Source organism: Streptomyces sp. WP-1 (genome assembly GCF_030450125.1).
In the GTDB taxonomy this organism is placed as follows: Bacteria; Actinomycetota; Actinomycetes; order Streptomycetales; family Streptomycetaceae; genus Streptomyces; species Streptomyces incarnatus.
In genome coordinates this window covers 987739-1004852 of the sequence record NZ_CP123923.1, presented here as the reverse complement: position 1 = coordinate 1004852, position 17114 = coordinate 987739, and the positions used below count along the sequence as shown (strand labels likewise).

Annotated in this window: 17 protein-coding genes; 5 read left to right on the top strand and 12 right to left on the bottom strand. The window is 74.9% G+C overall.

The annotated features are described in order from the left end of the window. Positions 1-5: 5 nt before the first annotated feature. Genes QHG49_RS04110 through QHG49_RS04095 form a run of 4 tightly spaced genes read left to right on the top strand, consistent with a single transcriptional unit; the run spans position 6 to position 4040 of the window. On the top strand, positions 6-893 hold the full coding sequence (locus QHG49_RS04110; protein ID WP_301487251.1) for an XdhC family protein: 888 nt from the start codon (positions 6-8) through the stop codon (positions 891-893). Between the two features lie 3 nt (positions 894-896). After that, positions 897-1790, top strand: a complete 894-nt coding sequence (locus QHG49_RS04105; protein WP_145484271.1) for a MoxR family ATPase — start codon at positions 897-899, stop codon at positions 1788-1790. A 3-nt stretch (positions 1791-1793) separates the two neighbouring features. Then, on the top strand, positions 1794-2756 hold the full coding sequence (locus QHG49_RS04100; RefSeq protein ID WP_301487250.1) for an SRPBCC family protein: 963 nt from the start codon (positions 1794-1796) through the stop codon (positions 2754-2756). A 33-nt stretch (positions 2757-2789) separates the two neighbouring features. Next, positions 2790-4040 carry a VWA domain-containing protein gene (locus tag QHG49_RS04095; protein ID WP_301487249.1) on the top strand — a complete coding sequence of 417 codons (1251 nt, stop codon included), beginning with the start codon at positions 2790-2792 and terminating at the stop codon, positions 4038-4040. Between the two features lie 156 nt (positions 4041-4196). Here QHG49_RS04095 and QHG49_RS04090 read toward each other — a convergent pair whose 3' ends face one another. After that, a complete protein-coding gene (locus tag QHG49_RS04090; protein WP_145484277.1) occupies positions 4197-5159 on the bottom strand; it encodes a LysR family transcriptional regulator in 963 nt (320 codons plus the stop codon). A 246-nt stretch (positions 5160-5405) separates the two neighbouring features. Here QHG49_RS04090 and QHG49_RS04085 point away from each other — a divergent pair, with 246 nt between their 5' ends. Then, positions 5406-5948, top strand: coding sequence for a hypothetical protein (locus QHG49_RS04085; protein WP_236576563.1), 543 nt, complete (start codon positions 5406-5408; stop codon positions 5946-5948). On the opposite strand, the gene QHG49_RS04080 is transcribed toward QHG49_RS04085, so the two are convergent. The 11 genes from QHG49_RS04080 to QHG49_RS04030 all read right to left on the bottom strand — a co-directional run bounded on the left by QHG49_RS04080 (position 5917) and on the right by QHG49_RS04030 (position 17069). Beyond that, entirely contained in the window at positions 5917-7395 is a 1479-nt protein-coding gene (locus QHG49_RS04080; protein WP_301487248.1) for an NADH-quinone oxidoreductase subunit C, read from the bottom strand. The genes QHG49_RS04085 and QHG49_RS04080 overlap by 32 nt on opposite strands. Before the next feature lie 4 nt (positions 7396-7399). Next, positions 7400-9259 carry a proton-conducting transporter membrane subunit gene (locus QHG49_RS04075; protein ID WP_301487247.1) on the bottom strand — a complete coding sequence of 620 codons (1860 nt, stop codon included), beginning with the start codon at positions 9257-9259 and terminating at the stop codon, positions 7400-7402. Continuing rightward, complete coding sequence (locus QHG49_RS04070) at positions 9259-9936, bottom strand: hypothetical protein (RefSeq protein ID WP_145484280.1); 678 nt, start codon at positions 9934-9936, stop codon at positions 9259-9261. Before QHG49_RS04070 ends, QHG49_RS04075 begins: the two co-directional genes overlap by 1 nt. Continuing rightward, positions 9933-10892: a respiratory chain complex I subunit 1 family protein gene (locus tag QHG49_RS04065; RefSeq protein WP_301487246.1), complete on the bottom strand. Its 960-nt coding sequence runs from the start codon at positions 10890-10892 to the stop codon at positions 9933-9935. The genes QHG49_RS04070 and QHG49_RS04065 overlap by 4 nt, the downstream gene beginning before the upstream one ends. Further along, positions 10889-12922, bottom strand: a complete 2034-nt coding sequence (locus tag QHG49_RS04060; RefSeq protein ID WP_301487245.1) for a proton-conducting transporter membrane subunit — start codon at positions 12920-12922, stop codon at positions 10889-10891. The genes QHG49_RS04065 and QHG49_RS04060 overlap by 4 nt, the downstream gene beginning before the upstream one ends. After that, positions 12919-13401: an NADH-quinone oxidoreductase subunit B family protein gene (locus QHG49_RS04055; RefSeq protein WP_159707043.1), complete on the bottom strand. Its 483-nt coding sequence runs from the start codon at positions 13399-13401 to the stop codon at positions 12919-12921. Before QHG49_RS04055 ends, QHG49_RS04060 begins: the two co-directional genes overlap by 4 nt. Positions 13402-13601: 200 nt before the next feature. After that, positions 13602-13949, bottom strand: a complete 348-nt coding sequence (locus QHG49_RS04050) for a zinc ribbon domain-containing protein YjdM (protein WP_159707045.1) — start codon at positions 13947-13949, stop codon at positions 13602-13604. 76 nt (positions 13950-14025) lie between these two features. Further along, positions 14026-14424: an anti-sigma factor antagonist gene (locus tag QHG49_RS04045; protein WP_159707047.1), complete on the bottom strand. Its 399-nt coding sequence runs from the start codon at positions 14422-14424 to the stop codon at positions 14026-14028. 104 nt (positions 14425-14528) lie between these two features. After that, positions 14529-14948, bottom strand: a complete 420-nt coding sequence (locus QHG49_RS04040; RefSeq protein ID WP_145484289.1) for an anti-sigma regulatory factor — start codon at positions 14946-14948, stop codon at positions 14529-14531. 49 nt (positions 14949-14997) lie between these two features. Further along, positions 14998-16731, bottom strand: coding sequence for a SulP family inorganic anion transporter (locus QHG49_RS04035; RefSeq protein WP_159707049.1), 1734 nt, complete (start codon positions 16729-16731; stop codon positions 14998-15000). Next, a complete protein-coding gene (locus QHG49_RS04030; protein WP_145484292.1) occupies positions 16728-17069 on the bottom strand; it encodes a helix-turn-helix transcriptional regulator in 342 nt (113 codons plus the stop codon). Before QHG49_RS04030 ends, QHG49_RS04035 begins: the two co-directional genes overlap by 4 nt. Between the last annotated feature and the right edge of the window lie 45 nt (positions 17070-17114).

Below are 17114 nucleotides of genomic sequence, written 5' to 3'. Positions count from 1 at the left end.
CCGGGGTGCCCAAGACGGTGAGCGCGCGTGCGCTCGAACTGGCCCAGCGGCGCGTGCCGTTCGTGCACGCCCGCGTGGTGCGCGCCCAGGCGCCCGCGTCCGCGCACCCGGGCGACGAGGCGATCGTGTACGGCGACGGCACGATCGACGGATTCGTCGGCGGGATGTGCGCCGAGGGCTCGGTGCGCACGGCGGCGCTGAACGCCCTCAACGGCGGCGGGCCGCTGCTGCTGCGGGTACTGCCGGCGGGCGAGGTGGCCTTCCCGGACACCCCGGGCGCGAAGGTGGTGGTCAACCCCTGCCTGTCCGGCGGGGCGCTGGAGATCTTCCTGGAGCCGGTGCTGCCGCCGCCGCTGATCGAGGTCGTCGGCACCACCCCGATCGCCGAGGCGTTCGTCGCCCTCGCCGACGTCCTCGGGTACGCCACCGCGCGCTCCCTGCCCGACGGCCCGCCCGCCGAGTACACCGGCGCGGTGATCGTGGCCGGACAGGGCCGGGGCGACGCCGAGGCGCTGCGCGCCGCCCTGGACGCGGACGTCCCGCACATCGCCCTGGTCGCCAGCCGCCGCCGGGGCGCCGCCCTGCTGGACGAACTCGGTCTCGGCGAGGCCGAGCGGGCCCGTGTGCACACCCCGGCCGGTCTGGACATCGGCGCCCGCACGGCGCCCGAGGTGGCACTGTCCATCCTGGCGGAGGTGGTGGAGTCCGTACACGCGCGCGGCGCACCACCGCCGACGGCCCTTCCCGAACAGCCGGCCAAGGCCGTCGACCCGGTGTGCGGGATGACGGTCACCGTCACCGCCGGCACTCCTTCTCTCGCCGCCGGGGACAAGGAGTTCTGGTTCTGCGGCACCGGCTGCCGGGACCGCTACGCGGCGGGGCTGGTGGGCTAACGGGTGAGCGCACTCTTCCTGGACGCCGAGGACGTACGGCGCCGTCTCGCCGAAGTCGGCCACCTCGTGGACGAGGGCACCGCCACCGCCCTCTACCTGGCGAGCGCCCTCGACCGGCCGCTGCTCCTGGAGGGCGAGCCGGGCGTGGGCAAGACCAGCGCGGCCAAGTCGCTCGCCGAGACCCTCGCCACGCCCCTGATCCGCCTCCAGTGCTACGAGGGCCTGACGGCGGGCGAGGCCCTGTACGAGTGGAACTACCAGCGCCAACTGCTCGCCGTACGGCTGACCGAGGCCCGCGGGCAGCATCTGGCCGACGCCGACCTGTTCACCGAGGAGTTCCTGCTGGACCGGCCGCTGCTGCGCGCCGTACGCCATCAGGGACCGCTGCCGCCCGTGCTCCTGATCGACGAGATCGACCGCGCGGACGACGAATTCGAGGCGCTGCTCTTCGAGTTCCTGGGGGAGTGGAGCATCACCATCCCCGAGCTGGGCACCTTCGCCGCCGCCCGGCCCCCGGTGGTGGTCCTCACCTCCAACCGCAGCCGCGAACTCCACGACGCGCTGCGCCGCCGCTGCCTCTACCACTGGATCGACTATCCCGGCCCCGAGCGCGCGGCGGAGATCCTGCGCCGCTCGGTGCCGGCCGCGAACGAACCGCTGATCGCGTCCGCCACCGCGTTCATCGGCAAGGTCCGCGCGCTGGACCTGGACAAGGCGCCCGGCATGGCGGAGGCCATCGACTGGGTGTCCGCGCTCGCCGCGCTGCGCGTGTCCCGGCTGGCCCGCCGCGATGTGATCAGCACCCTCAGCGCGGTCGCCAAGAGCCCCGACGACCGCACGGCCATCACCGGGGCCCTCGGCGAGCTCGGCTACCCCGAAGAAGCGAGGAGACCGTAAGCCATGAAGATCGACAACGAGTTCCGGGTGGACGCGCCCCTGGAGCGGACCTGGCAGGCGCTCACCGATCTGGAGAGCCTCGCCCCCTGCATGCCCGGCGCCCAGCTCACCGGGGTCGACGGCGATGTCTACCGGGGCAAGGTGAAGGTCAAGGTCGGGCCGGTGATCAGCCAGTTCCAGGGCACCGCCCGCTTCACCGAGCAGGACGAGGCCGACCACAGCGCGGTCATCAGCGCGTCCGGCAAGGACACGCGGGGCCAGGGCAACGCCTCCGCGACCGTGCACGCCCGGCTGCGGCCCGACGGCACGGGCACCGCGGTGAGCGTCAGCACCGACCTCAACATCAGCGGAAAACTGGCCCAGTTCGGCAGCGGCATGATCAAGGAGATCTCCGAGAAGCTGTTCGCGCAGTTCGTGGCGAACGTGGAGGAACAGCTGCTGCACAAGCCGGAAGCGACGGCGCCAGGGGGAGGCAAGACACCGGAGGAAACGGAGGTACCGGGGGCATCAGGGGATTCCGCGGGGGCACCGGCCCCGGCGGCCGAGCCCGCACCCTCGTCCTCGACCACCGCCGGGCCGGGCACCGTAGCGCAGAGCGCCGCCGGGCCGGGCACCGTAGCGCAGAGCGCCGCCGGGCCGGGCACCGTAGCGCAGAGCGCCGCCGGGCCGGGCACCGTAGCGCAGAGCGCCGCCGGGCCGGGCACCGTCGAGCAGAGCGCCGCCGAGCCGAGCACCGTCGAGCAGAGCGCCGCCGCTGCCGATGCCGCTGCCGTACGACCCTCACCGCCCCCTCGGCCCGAGGCCGCCGCCGCGCCCCGGCCGGCCACCCGCCCGCGGCCGCCCGTGCGGGAGAACGAACCCCTGGACCTGATGCAGTACGCCGGGAAGTCGGTGTACAAGCGGCTCGTCCCCGTGGCGGTCGGCGCGGTCGTCGTCGGCGTGGTGATCTACTGGGCGGTGCGCTGAGCCCGGCGGGGCGGTGGCACCGGGGCCCGCGCGATGACGCCGACCCAGCCGTTCCTGCCCGCCGTGGACCGGGCCGCGTTCGCCGTGGCGCTCGCCGACCGGCTGCGGAGCCGGGGCGTGCCCGTGGGCCTGACCGCCGCCCGGGACTTCGTGTCCGCGCTGGCCGCGTCCTGGCCCGCCACGCGGTCCGCCCTGTACTGGACGGCCCGGGTCACCCTGGTCCGCGACCGGCCGTACCTGGCCCGCTTCGACGAGGTATTCGACGCGGTGTTCGGGGACGCCGTGCTGTCCCTGGACCCGCATGCCCGCCGTACCGGCCGGGGCGCCGTGCCACCGGCCCGGGACGACGCGCGCGCCCCGCTGCCCGCGGGCGCGGACGGCGATCCGGTGGAGGACGCGGGGCTGCCGTGGGTGACGCTGCCGCCGGTGGTGGGGGCGGCCGAGCCGGGCGAGGAGCACGTACTGACCGTGCCGCAGCGGCTGCCGACCGAGCTGGCCGGTGCCGTGGACACCCCCTTCGAGCGGCTGGGGGAGCGGGAGGCGGCGCTGCTCGGGCAGTGGCTGGAGACGGGGCTGCGGCAGTGGCCGACCCGCCGCTCCCGCCGGTACGCGCGGCGCCCGGGCGGCTCCCGGGTGGCGCTCCGGGAGACGCTGGCCCGCTCCCGGCGCACCGGCTGGGAACCGGTAAGGCTGGTGCGCACCGGGCCCCTGGACCGGCCCCGGCGGGTGGTGGTGCTGTGCGACGTGAGCCGGTCGATGCAGGCGCAGGCGGTGGCGTATCTGCATCTGATGCGGGCGCTCGCGCTGACCACGCGGGCCGAGGTGTTCGCCTTCGCCACCTCGCTGACCCGGCTCACCAATGTGCTCGCGCACCGCTCGGCCGAGACGGCGTTCGAGGAGGCGTCGCAGCGGGTCGCGGACCGGTTCGGCGGCACCAGGATCGCGCACTGCCTGGAGACCCTGCTCGCCTCCCACCACGGGGGCGCGCTGCGCGGCGCGGTCGTCCTCGTCGCCTCCGACGGCTGGGACGGCGACCCGCCCGAACGCCTCGCCGCGGCCATGGCCCGCCTGCGCCGCCGCGCCCATACGGTCGTCTGGCTCAACCCCCGCGCGGGCGCCCCGGGTTACGCCCCCCGAACGACGACGATGACCGCCGCGCTCCCGTACATCGACCTGCTCCTCCCCGCCGATACGTTCGCCTCCCTGCTGCGCGTGGCCCCGGAGGTGGCCCGGCTGACCGGGCGCGGCGGCCCGCCCAGGCGCCAGGTGAGGGCGCGGCAGTAGGATCCCCCGCGCCCGTCCGTCGTATTGTCCCGGCCGTGTCGTCCCGGCCGGGACGCGATCCTCGGCGTGCACAGGACGGGACCGTTCTCGATCGGGCCGTTCTGGTCGGGATCGTTCCGGCGACGCCGTTTCGCACCGCGGCGGTGATGCCGCGGCTCAGCTCCACAGCGTCACATGGATCGCCGGACGGAACCGGCCCGCCGTGACCCCGGCGCCGCGCAGCATGGCCTGGGTGGCGCGGGGCGTGGTGACGAAGCGGCGGAGTTCGGCGGCGGCCGGCGGGGCCTCGCGGTCGCCGAGGGCGAGGAGGTTCCAGGAGCCGCGCGCGGGCAGCTGGGGGCCGCCGATCTGCCGCAGGTCACCGTCGGCGAGGTCCTTGCTGACCGCGAAGGTCACCGCGAGCGCCACCCCGGTGCCGTGCTTCGCCTCGTCCACCGCCGCGGTGTGGCTCTGGAAGATCCGCTGGCGGTCCTCGGGGATCTGGAGCCGCCGCAGCACGGACGGCACTATCCCGGCCCGCCCCACCGCCGAGGGCCCGAGCAGCCAGGTCTGCTCGCGCAGCTCCGCCACCCCGGCGGGCCCGGTGCGGGCGGCGAGCGGATGGGTGGCGCCGACGACCGCGATCATCTGGTAGTTGAGGAAGTGCGTGCAGCTCATCGAGGCGTCCACGGTGGCGGGCCGGGGTCCGATGGCCACGTCCACCGCCCGTTCCATCAGCAGCAGCGGGAAACGCTGCGGATCGTGCACGCTCAGTTCCACGTCGAGGTCGTCGGCACGCCCCGCGAAGAGTTCGATCAGGCCGGGCGCCGCGTACTCGGCGAACAGGCTCGATGTGGCGACCCGCAGCAGCCGCCGCCCGGAGCCGGCCTGCTGCACCTCCAGCACGGTCTGGTCCTGGAGGCCCAGCATCTGCGCCGCCCGGCTGGCGAGCCGCAGCCCGCCCGGGGTGAACGCCAGCCCGCTGCCCGTACGGGTGAACAGCTTGTCGCCGAGCTCCCGGCGCAGATGGGCGATGTGCAGCGAGACGGCGGCCTCGGTCACCGCGAGGTCCGCCGCCGCTGCCTTCACGGAGCCGAGCCGGACCGTCGCCGAGAACGCCCGCAGCTGTGCCGGGGTCAACCAGAACCTCCCCTGATCACCACGGATGCGCCTGTGCATGCGTGGCGTGTGTGACCTGCGTCTCAAACTACCGCACAGATCGTTCCGGGGCCATGAAACCGGCCGAATCCCCCGCGCCCCGGCCGGGCACCTCACGGCCGTCCCCGTCCATGGGTCGTCCGGCCCCGGAATCTCTGCCGACAGGCCCCTGTGCGCGGCGCCCGCGCATGACGATGATCAGCGCATGCGAGGAAGGGAGACCCAGCAGTGATCGCCGTCGTCGGACATCCGGATCTCACCCTGCCGACGCTGACCCTCCTGGAGGAGGAGCTGCGCTCGCGGCTGGCCGACAGCGCCCGCACCGGCCGCGCCGGACTGGTCCGGGCCGGCGGGGGCCTGCCCGTGGTGTTCGGACGGGCCGCGCGCAAGGCGGGGCTCGCCCTGGTGACGGTCCTGCCGTCCCTCAAAGGCGTGCCCTCCCGCGTCGCCGAGCCGGACCGCAAGGCGGCCGGTGAACTGCTGCTGCTGTCGCAGATGGTGCGCCTGGTCGAGTACGACCCCGGCGACCGCGCCTCCTGCATCGGCGCCGACGAGGCCCTGGTCCGCTCCTGCGCCCGGGTGCTGGCCGTCTGGGACGGCTCACCCTCCAACGGCCGTGACGCGACCGCCCACTTGGTGGCCTACGCCCGCAGTCACGGAGTCGACGTGGAGGTGCTGTGGCCGCGCGGCGCCGAGCACCGGACCGGCGCGTTCGCCGGGGCGCCGGGGGCCCGCGCGCTCACAGGTCGTTCCCCGCGTACGACAGGTTGAAGCTCTTGTTGGTCAGCGGGAAGTCCGGCACGATCGTGTCGGTCAACGCGACCGGCAGCGCGGGCCAGTTGAAGAAGGACGGGTCGACGGGCTTGACCCGGCGCAGCGTCCCGTCGGGGGCGAGTTCGACCCGGGTGGCGATGGTGCCGCGCCAGCCCTCCACCAGACCCACCCCGCTGCGGGGCCCCGTCCCCGGCACCGGTGGCACGCCCAGCGCGGTGACCGGCCCGGCGAGTTCCTCGGTGAACCGCCCGGCCAGCGCGAGGGAGCTGTCGATCTCCTCGGCCCGCACCAGGAAGCGGGCCAGTACATCGCCGCCGCTGCGGACGGCGGCCCGGGGCGCGTGGTCGTCGAGGAAGGGGTGTGCGGCGCGGGCGTCGTAGCCGAGGCCGCTGGCGCGGGCCACATAGCCGAGGCAGCCGATGTCCCGGGCGGCGTCGGCGGGCAGCACGGCGGTGCCGGTGAAGCGGTCGCGGACCGTGGAGTGGCCGAGGGCGAGGCCGGTGAGTTCGCGGATGTCCTCGCCGATCGCGGTGAGTCGCCGTACGTCGGGCACGGAGCGCAGGGTCGCGCCGCCGGGGACGATCCCGCCGCGCAGCAGCCGGTGACCGGTGATCTCCCGGTTGAGGCGCAGGAGTTGCTCGCGGACTCGCTGGGCGTGGGCGTTGAGGATGCCGTGCCCCACGTCGTTGCAGAGCATGCCGAGGTCGGCCACATGGTTGTGGATCCGCTCCAGTTCGAGGAGCAGGGCACGGGCGCGCCGGGCCTCGGCCGGGACCTCGGCGCCGGTCGCCTCCTCCACGGCGAGGCAGTACGCGAGGGCGTGGCCGACGGCCGTGTCGCCGCTGATCCGCTCGGCCAGCGGCAGCCCGGCCGCGATGGTGCGGCCCTGGAACAGCTTCTCCACGCCCTTGTGCACGAACCACAGGCGGGCCTTGAGCCGGAGGATGGTCTCGCCGACCACGGAGAACCGGAAGTGGCCCGGCTCGATCAGCCCCGCGTGCACCGGCCCGACCGGGATCTCGTACACGCCGTCGCCCTCGACCTCCAGGAAGGGGTACGGCCCCTCCTGCTCCCCGAAGGGCGGCGGGGGCCCGGCGTCCGGGCGCATCGGATACCAGCCGCGCGGCCAGTGGAAGTGCCGTACCAGCCGGCGGGGCAGCGGATGCCCGAGCGGCACGATGCCGAACAGATCCCGCATCTCCCGCTCGAACCGGCCCGCCGGGTAGCAGAGATGGGCCAGCGTCGGCAGCTCGGGGCGGTCCGGGTCGAGGAGCACGTGGAGTTCGACGCGGGTGTCGGGCGGTCCGGCGACGAACAGGTACACCACGCGGATGCCGAGCTTGTCGTGATGGGCGCAGACCAGCGCGAGCCGGTGACCGTCCCTCAGCAACGCTTCGGCGCGCGGGGGGAGTTGGGACAGGGCGAGGATCTCCGTCGTGCGCATGGGGTCAGTGCCCTCCGATCGTGTCGGCGGCGGCGCGCAGCAGGCCGGTGAGGGGTCCGGTGGCGGTGCCCAGGGCGGCGCAGGCGGCCAGGGCGAGCAGCGAGGGCCATGTGCCCGTGCGTGACTCGTCCGCCGGCCGGTCGGGGGCCGGGCCGAGCAGCATATGGGCGGTGCGGACGGCCAGCGCGGCGAAGGCGGTGAGCACCAGCGGCAGGGCCGCCGCCGTCGCCCAGGCGAGCTTGGTACCGGCGGCGAAACCCGCGCGGGCGATGCCGAGTTCGGAGGCGAAGAGGCCGAACGGCGGGAAGCCCAGCAGCGCGAGCACCGCGCAGCCGAACACCCCGCCCAGAAGCGGTGCCCGGCCGAGCAGCCCCCGGATCCGGCCGATGCGCGAGGTGCCGGTCAGCTGGAGGATCCGGCCCGAGGCGCAGAACGCCGCCGACTTGGCCAGACCGTGCCCGGCGATGTGCAGCAGCGCCGCCGACAGGGCGAGGGGGCTCCCGACCGCCGTGGCCAGGGCGATCAGGCTCATGTGCTCCATGCTGGAGTAGGCCAGCATCCGCTTGTGGTCGCGCTGCGCCAGCAGCAGAGCGGCGGCGACGGCCAGTGTGAGCAGGGCGATCCCGGCCAGCAGCCCCCGGGTGAAACCGGCGCCGAGGGCCGCGTCCGCGATGACCCGGTAGCGCAGGATCGCCGAGAACGCCACGGACAGCAGCACCCCCGACATCAGCGCCGACACCGGCGCGGGCGCCTGGCTGTGCGCGTCCGGCAGCCAGGCGTGCAGCGGGACCAGGCCCGCCTTGGCGCCGAAACCGAGGACGATCAGGGTGATGCCGAGCCGGGTGACCCCCGCGTCGAGGCGGCCGGCGTGGGCCACCAGCGTGGGCCAGTCCAGCGCCCAGGACTCGGCGACGCCCGCCTGCCGGGCCGCGTAGTAGATCAGCACGGTGCCGAGGAAGGCGAGCGCGATGCCCGCCGAGCAGATCACCACGTACTTCCAGGCGGCCTCCACCGAGGTGCGGGTGCGGCGGTGCCCCACCAGGAACGCCGTGACGATGGTGGTGGCCTCCACCGCCACCCACAGCACCCCGAGATTCGCGGTCACCACGGCCAGGCACATCGCGGCCAGGAACGCCTGCACCAGCACCTGGTACCGCCAGGCCGTACGGCGGCTCGCCCGCCCCGCGGCACGCTCTCCCGCCAGGTACGCGGGCGCCGACCCGCACGCGGTCAGCGCCACGGCGCCCACCACCAGCAGCATCCAGACGCTGAGGGCGTCCGCCCGCAGCAGCCCGGAGCAGGCGGTCAACGGCCCCGTGCGCGGCACCCGGACGGCGAGCAGGCCCCCGCAGAGCAGGATCACCAGGGGGGAGACGAGACCGGCCCAGGCGGCGGGCTGCCGGTGCGGGAACCCCGGGGGGCCCGGAGGGTCCGGGGGGCCCGGGGGGCCCGGCGGTGTGACGCGGGGGCCGCCGTCCGGTGCCTCGGTGGCCTGACCGGGAAGCAGCCTCCTCACCCGGCCGGAAGGCAACCCCGTCACCCGGCCGGAAGGCAACCCCGTCGCCCGGCCGGGAGGCAACCCCCTCACCCGGCCGGGAAGCAGCCCCGACGCCCGGCCGGGAAGCAGCCCCGACGCCCGCCCGGGAAGCTCCCCCGCCTCGTGACCGGCGAGCGCCCCCGTCACCTGATCGGACGGCGGGTCCGCCGTACCCCCGGCCGCCCCCACCCCCACCGGCTGTCGTACCCGCACCCGCACCGGAGCCGGTCGGGGTGGCCGCACCGGGGTGAGCGCGTACGCGGCGGCCGCGAGCAGCGGTACGGCGGCGGGCGCGGTGAGCAGGGCGGCGGTCGGCGTCGCGTTCATCAGTCGTGCAGCTCCCGCAGGTCGTCGATGTCGGTCGTGCCGAAGGCCGCCCGCATCCGGGCGGTGAGGATCTGGAGCACCAGCACCGCCAGCAACACATCGAAGGAGACGCCCAGTTCGACGATGAGCGGCACCCCGGAGGTGGCGAGGAAGGCGGTGGCGGTGATGCCGTTGTCCAGCAGCAGGAACCCCACCACCTGGGCGAGCGCCCGGCGCCGGGTCGCCAGTACGAAGAACCCGATCAGGACGGCGGCGAGCCCCACCGGCAGCGCCCGGGTGGCCGGGGTCGGATCGAGCAGGGTCAGCGGCCGGGACACCGCGCAGGCGAGCAGCGTGAGCAGGGCCGCGGTCAGCAGCGAGGCCCCCACATCGACCAGCGGCCGGGTCTCGCGGACCTCCTCGCCGCCCCGGCCCGCGGCCGGCGCGGCCAGCGCGCGCCGCATCAGGTACGGCAGGAGACCCGCCCGCAGCAGCCCGATGCCGAGGCCCACCCCGACCAGGTCCCACCGGCCCTCGTGCGCCCCGAGCAGGACCGCGAGAACGGCCAGCGCCACCCCCTGGAGGGCGAACACCCGGATGATCGCGGCGAGTTCACGCCGCCACAGCACCAGTACGGCCGCCAGCAGGAAGACCCCGCAGGCCAGATCGAGGAGCCGGGTGTACAGGCCGCCGCTCATGACGCTCCGTCCAGGAAGTACGACGCGGACACCGAGAGCAGCGCCAACAGGAAGGAACCGGCGAGGAGTTCGGGCACCCGGAACAGCCGTACCTTCGCCCAGCACACCTCGGCCGCCGCGAGCAGCGCGCCCAGCACGGCCACCTTCACCGCGCACAGCACCAGGGCCACCGGCAGCGCGGCCCAGGAGGCGCCGGTGGCGATGCCCCAGGGCACGGCCAGCGAGGAGAGCAGCCCGAGCAGCAGCGTCAGCCGCAGCTGCGCCCCGAGTTCGACGAGCGCCAGGTCGGGGCCCGCGTACTCCAGCACCATCGCCTCATGGATCATGGTGAGTTCGAGGTGCGTGGAGGGGTTGTCCACCGGGATCCGGCCGGTCTCGGCGAGCACCGCCACCGCGAGCGCGGCGACGGCGAGCAGCCCGGCCGGCGAGGCGAACCGCGCCGGCTGTCCGACGGCGTCGGCGACGATGGCCGGGATGTTGGTGGTCCCGGCGGGGAGCGACAGCGCGAACACCGAGAGCAGGATGGTCGGTTCGACCAGCGCCGCCACCGTCATCTCCCGGGAGGCGCCCATCCCGCCGAACGCGGTGCCGGTGTCCAGGGCAGCCAGGGCGAGCGCGAGGGTGCCGAGCGCGAACAGCGCCACCACCAGGATGAGATCCGCGTGCCCGCTCACCGGTGTGGCGGTGGACAGCAGCGGCACCAGCGCGGCGGCCACCACGGTGGTGGCGACCAGCAGTGCGGGCGCGACCCGGAAGGCGGGTCCGGTCCCGGCCGGGGTGACGGACTCCTTGCGCAGCAACTTGCGCGCGTCCCGCCAGGGTTGCAGCACCCCGGCCCCCGCCCGCCCCTCCAGGCGGGCCCGCACCAGCCGCATCCACCCCGTCAGCAGCGGCGCCCCGGCCACCACGGCCACGACCTGGCCGACCACGGCCGTGTACCCGATCGCGTTCCTCACCAGCCCACCACCAGCGCCGAGAGCAGGACCACGAGACCCGCGAAGCCGTAGCCGAGATACACATGCACCCGGCCGCCCGCGAGCCGCCGCGCCGCCCGGCCGGTCCGGTCCAGCGCCCGCAACACCGGCTCGTACAACCGGTGTTCGATCCGGTCGGGCACCCGGCGCCGGAACCGCACCCGCTCCACCAGATACGCCGAGCCGTGCACCGAGGTGACGGACACCTCCTGCTCCGGGGCGAGCACCCCGTCGAAGACCCGCTGCAACGGCTCGGCGAACGAGGTCGCCGTGTACGCCATGCGCGGCGTCGGCGCCCCGCCCCCGCAGTCCCACAGCCGGGCGCCCGTGCGGCGCCCGCGACGGCCGTAGCGGCGGGGCAGCCCGGTGGCGAGCGCGAGCGCCGCGGTGAGGGCGGCCGCCACCCACAGCGGGGAGAGCGAGGCGGAGATCCCGGTCAGCCGCACCCGCAGACCGCCGCCGGTCAGCGCGCCCGCGCCGGGCAGCCCGACCGTGCCCACCACCCGGTCGAGGCCGTCACCGAGCAGCCCCGGCACCACCGCGAGCGCCACCGTGGCCGCCGCGAGCAGGGCCATCCCGGCGAGCATCGGCGGCGGTGCCTCACGTGCCGCGGCGGCCCGCGCGTCGCGCGGCCGGGCGAAGAAACCGACCCCGAGCGCCTTCACGAACACGGCGGCGGCGATCCCGGCCGACAGCGCGATCAGCGCCACCGACAGCGGCAGTACGACGGCGACCGCGACCCCGGGCACCCTCATGCCATGGATCAGGGACTGGAGCAGCAGCCACTCGCCGATGAACCCGTTGCCGGGCGGCAGCGCCACGGCGCCGAGCGCGGCCAGCGCGAAGAAGGCGGTCGTCACGGGCATCCGGGGGCGCAGCCCGCCCAGCCGGTCCAGGTCCCGCAGCCCCGTGGCCCGCAGCACGGACCCGGCCGCGCAGAACAACAGGGCCTTGAAAGCGGCGTGGTTGACGAGGTGCAGCAGCGCCGCGGCGAGCGCCAGCGCGGCCAGCGGACGCTCCCCGCCGGCCGCGAACAGCCCGCACGCGCCCACCCCGACGAGGACGAGCCCCATGTTCTCGCTGGTCGAGTACGCCAGCAGCCGCTTGAGATCGGCGGCCATCGCGGCCTGGAGGATGCCGTGCACGGCACTCAGGCCACCGAGGGCCAGCAGCACGAGCCACCACCAGGCGGGGCCGCCGCCCAGCAGATCGAGGCCGGTGCGCACGAGGCCGTACACGCCGAGGTTGACCATGGCGGCACTCATCAACGCCGAGACGGGGCTGGGCGCTTCGGGGTGCGCCCTGGGCAGCCAGGCGTGCAGTGGCACCGCGCCCGCCTTCGACGCGAACGCCGCCGTCACCAGCACGAAGACCACTGAGCGGGCGGCGGGGGAGAGGAGGTGGGCGCCGGTGCGCAGCGCGGTGAAGGTCTCCCCGTGCGCCCCGGCCGCGAACAGCGCGAACCCGGCGAGCAGCAGGACGAGTCCGAGATGGGTCAGCACCGCGTACCAGAGGCCGGCCTGCCGCACCGTCCGCCGCTCGGCGTGCTCGGTGAGCACCAGCGACAGGGAGGCCAGCGCCATCAGTTCCCACAGCGCCAGGAACGTCGACACCGAGGCCGCCACCGGGACGAGGACGAGGGTCAGCGCGAACAGCGGCAGCACCGCCTGCGCGGTCCGCGAGCCGACCCCGCGCGGGCCGTGCCCGGACGCGTACCCGATGCCGTACACCCCGACGGCGGCCACGACCGTGCCCGCCACCGCCATGAACAGCCCCCCGAGCGCGTCCACCGCCACCCGCGTCCCGGCCAGCGGCAGCAGTCCGGGCAGCACGGCCGCCCAGCGGGCGCCGCCGAGCGTGGCCACGCCCGCCACCGCACCACCCACCCCGGCCCCGGCGGTCAGCACACCGACGGCCACGATCCGTGCCCGGTACGGCAGGACGAGCGCCGCCGGCGCGCCCGCGCAGCCCAGCGCGGTGGCCGTCGTCAGGGCGGCAGGGATCACGTTCACCGGCCGGTCACCCGGCGCAGCGCGGCCACGATCGCCGCGGGCTCCGGTGGGCACCCGGGCACCGCCAGATCCACCGGTACGACGTCACCGACCGCGCCCTCGACGCCGTACCCGCCGGCGAACTCCCCGCAGTCGAGGGCGCAGTCGCCCACCGCGACCACCAGCCGGGGCTCGGCCATCGCGGCCACCGTGCGGCGCAGCGGCTCCGCCATGTTCCGGGTCACGGGCCCGGTCACCAGGGCGACGTCCGCGTGCCGGGGCGAGGCCACCAGGCGGGCGCCGTAGCGCTCGGCGTCGTACACCGGGTTGAACGCGGCGGCGATCTCGATCTCGCAGCCGTTGCAGGAGCCCGCGTCCACGCAGCGCACCTGCGCCGAGCCGCCCAACAGCCGCGCTTTCTCCAGTGGTTGCCCGTCCGGGCGGGGCGGGGCGGGTTCCGCGACCCGCCCGGTGGTCCGGATCTTGCGCAACAGGCCCATGAACCTCTCCCGACTGCTGGTGAGGGCTTTCGCGGGGCCCAACAGGGGGAGCAGTGGCCTGAGTTACGCGCCTTTCCCGGCGTTTTGCCTGATTTCAGCAGTCTTTGCCGCTGTATGGGGGTTCCGTCGGGTGAAGCAGACCGGGAGCAGGCCGTCGGGCCGTCCGAGCGTGTGCTCACGCTCGCTGAGCAGCTCCCGGTTCAGGCCTTCTTGACCACACCGGACTTCAGCTGCATCGCGCCGAAACCGTCGATCCTGCAGTCGATGTCATGGCCGTCGACCCCGTCCACCAGCCGGATGTTGCGCACCTTCGTGCCCGCCTTGATACCGGACGGGCTGCCCTTGACCTTCAGTGCCTTGACCACGGTCACGGTGTCGCCGTCGGTGAGCGCATTGCCGACCGAGTCCCGGATGACCCGGCCCTCCTCGGCGGCGGTGTCCGAGGAAGCCGACCATTCGTGGCCGCACTCGGGGCAGACGAGCAGCGCGCCCATCTCGTAGGTGAACGTGCCCGAACAGGCGGGGCAGGCGGGGAGGTTGTCGCTCATGGAACTCTTTCGCGGTCGGCTGAGCAGGGGTCGAGCTGTGGGTCGAGAAGGGGATCGTGAGGGGGTCGTGAGCAGGTCAGGAGGCGGGCCAGCCGTCCGTCCGCCACTCCTGGCGGTCGTCGCCCTGCGTCCCCGGGCCCCGGCCGTGCGCGGCGAGCGCCGCGGCCAGATCGCAGTGGACCGGGATGTCGGGCCCCTCGCCCGCCGGGACGAGCGAGCCGTCGGCGGGTATCGCGGCCAGCTCCACGCCCCGGCCGCGGGCGGCGAGCAGCCGGGCGGCCTCGGTGATGGCCACCTGGCCCTCCGTGGACCAGTTGCGCAGCGCGGTCAGGTCGAGCACGACCGGCCCGGTGCCGCGCGCCACGGCCCAGCCGATGGCGCCGTTGAAGCGGCGCACGGCGTCCGGGCCGAGGCAGCCGGCGACGGAGAGGACGCCGAGGTCCTGCTCGATGGTGTAGCGCCAGTCGATGGTCATGCGGGGGTGGCTTCCTTGGTGTGGGGGAGGCGGGGTGTGGGGGAGCGGGCCCGGTGGTTCCAGACCCGGTGGTTCCGGACCTGGTGGTTGTAGACCTGGTGGTTCTAGAGAGGCAGGGTGATCCAGATGCTCTTGCCCGCGCCGTCGGCGTCCGCGCGGACCACCGCGGTGCCGCCCAGGCCGAGGACCAGCTCCATCACGGTGGCCAGGCCCCCCGGCCGGGTGAACGCGGTGAGCAGCTGCGGCTGGTGGGGGTGGCGGTCGTGCACGGCGAAGGCGAAGCAGTCGCGGGCCGCCGCGTAGATGACGGTGACCTCGGGGGAGACCTGGGCCGCGTGCCGGACGCTGTTGGTGACCAGCTCGCTGAGGATCAGCAGCGCCGGGTCCACGACGCGGTGGCGCAGCCCGATGCCCCATTCCACGAGGGCCTCCTCGGCGGTCTGCCGCGCGACCCGCACCGCCGTGGGGACGGCGGGCAGGGTGAGCACATGGCGGTGGGGAAGGGCCTGAAGGGCCTGGGACATCATCGCTCCGTCGGGCCTCGGTAATGGTCTGCCGCGCGGGCCGTCCCGTTCACCGGGCGGCTTCCGCACGGGGCGCCGGGGCGGTCCGCTGCGCGGGCAGCGCGGGCACGACGCCCTCCAGACACCCGCGTGCCGCCCGGATCGCCTCGGGGGTGGTGGCGTAGTCCCGGCCGTCGGGCCGCAGCAGCTCCAGCGCGCCGACCGAGTCGAGGACGCGCAGCTGCCCGGGCCGTATGCCGGAGGCCAGGACGACGATGCCGCGCCGGCGCAGCTTCTCCACCGCGTCCTTCAGCACCAGGGCGCCGGTGGCGTCGATGGTCGACACCCGCGACATCCGCAGGATCACCACCCGGACGTCGGCGACCTCGGTCAGCTCCAGCAGGAAGCGGTGCGCGCCCGCGAAGAACAGCGGCCCGTCGAGCCGGTACGCCACGATGTGCTCGGCGAGCAGCGCGTGCTCCTCCGCGCTGTGGTCGCCCCGGTCCAGCGGCACCCGGTCGAGGCGGGCCTGCCGGGCCACGGCCCGCAGCGCCAGGGCACCGGCCACGGCGAGCCCGATGATCACGGCGTGGACCAGGTCCAGGGCGAGGGTGCCGACGGCGGTCAGGACGAGTGTCACCGCGTCCGACCGGGTCGCCCTGGCCATGGCCCTCAGCGAGCCGACCTCGACCATGCGCACCGCGGTGGCCAGCAGGACCCCCGCGAGGGCGGCCAGCGGGATCCTCGCGACCAGCGGCGCGGCGGCGAAGACGATCACCGCGAGGACCACGGCGTGGGTGAACGCGGCGGTGCGGGAACCGGCTCCGGTCCGTACGTTGACCGCCGTGCGCGCGATCGCGCCGGTGGCCGGTACGCCGCCGAACAGCGGGGCGGCGATGTTGGCCAGGCCCTGACCGAACAGCTCGCGGTCCGGGTCGTGCTTCTGCCCGACGGTCATGCCGTCCGCGACCGACGCCGACAGGAGGGACTCCAGCGCGGCCAGCGCGGCCACGGCCACGGCGGGCGTCACCAGGGAGCCCAGGTCACCGAGGTGGAGGAAGGCGAGGGAGGGCGCGGGCAGCCCGGCCGGCAGGTCGCCGATCGGCTTGGCCGCGTCCAGGTGGGCGAGCTGGGCGACGACGGTCGCGGCGATCACGGCGAGGATGGAGAAGGGGACCGTGGGCCGCCAGCGGGCGCCGAGCAGCATCACCGCGGCCACGGCGAGCGCGAGCCCCACGGCGGTCCAGTTCGGTGCCTTCGCGAACTCCTCGACCGCCCGCCAGGTCACCACCAGCACCTTGTCGCCCTCGGGCACGGGCACACCGAGCGCGTTCGGCACCTGCTGGAGCCCGATCACACAGGCGATGCCGAGGGTGAAGCCCTCCACCACGGGCGCGGGCACGTACCGCATGTACTTCCCGGCGCGCAGCGCGGCCAGCACGATCAGCAGGACACCCGCCATCAGGCCGACGGTCAGCACACCGGTGGGCCCGTACCGGCCCACGATCGGCACCAGGACGACGGTCATGGCGCCGGTCGGCCCCGACACCTGGAGGTTCGAGCCGCCGAACACGGCCGCGACCGCGCCCGCGATCACCGCGGTGGCCAGGCCCGCCTCGGCGCCGAGCCCGGAGGAGACGCCGAAGCCGAGGGCGAGGGGGAGCGCGACGATCGCGACGGTGAGGCCCGCGAGCAGGTCCCGGCGCGGATCACGTCGTACCGCGACGAGGTCGGCGCGCCCGGGCAGCAGGGCGGTGATCCGGGCGCGTACGGCCCGCACGCCCCGGGTGAGGGCGGTGCTCATCGGGCGGCGACCTCGGCTTCCCGCAGTTCGGTGAGCAGTTCGTGCTGCCCGGTGAGCATCTCGGAGAGGATCCGGCGGGCGGCCCGCATCAGGTCGGCCACATCACCGCCGGACAGCTGGTAGACGACCGTCGAGCCCTCGCGGGTGGAGGTGACGATCCCCGAGCGGCGCAGCACCGCCAGCTGCTGGGAGAGGCTGGAGGGCTCCACCTCTATGGCGGCGAGCAGCTCGCGGACCGGGCGCGGCCCGTCCTGGAGCAGCTCCAGCACCCGTATCCGTACGGGGTGGCCGAGCATCCGGAAGAACTCGGCCTTCGCCTGGTACAGCGGAACCGACACGACTCCTCGACTTCCCTCGCGGCGAATACAACGAACATAGCATCT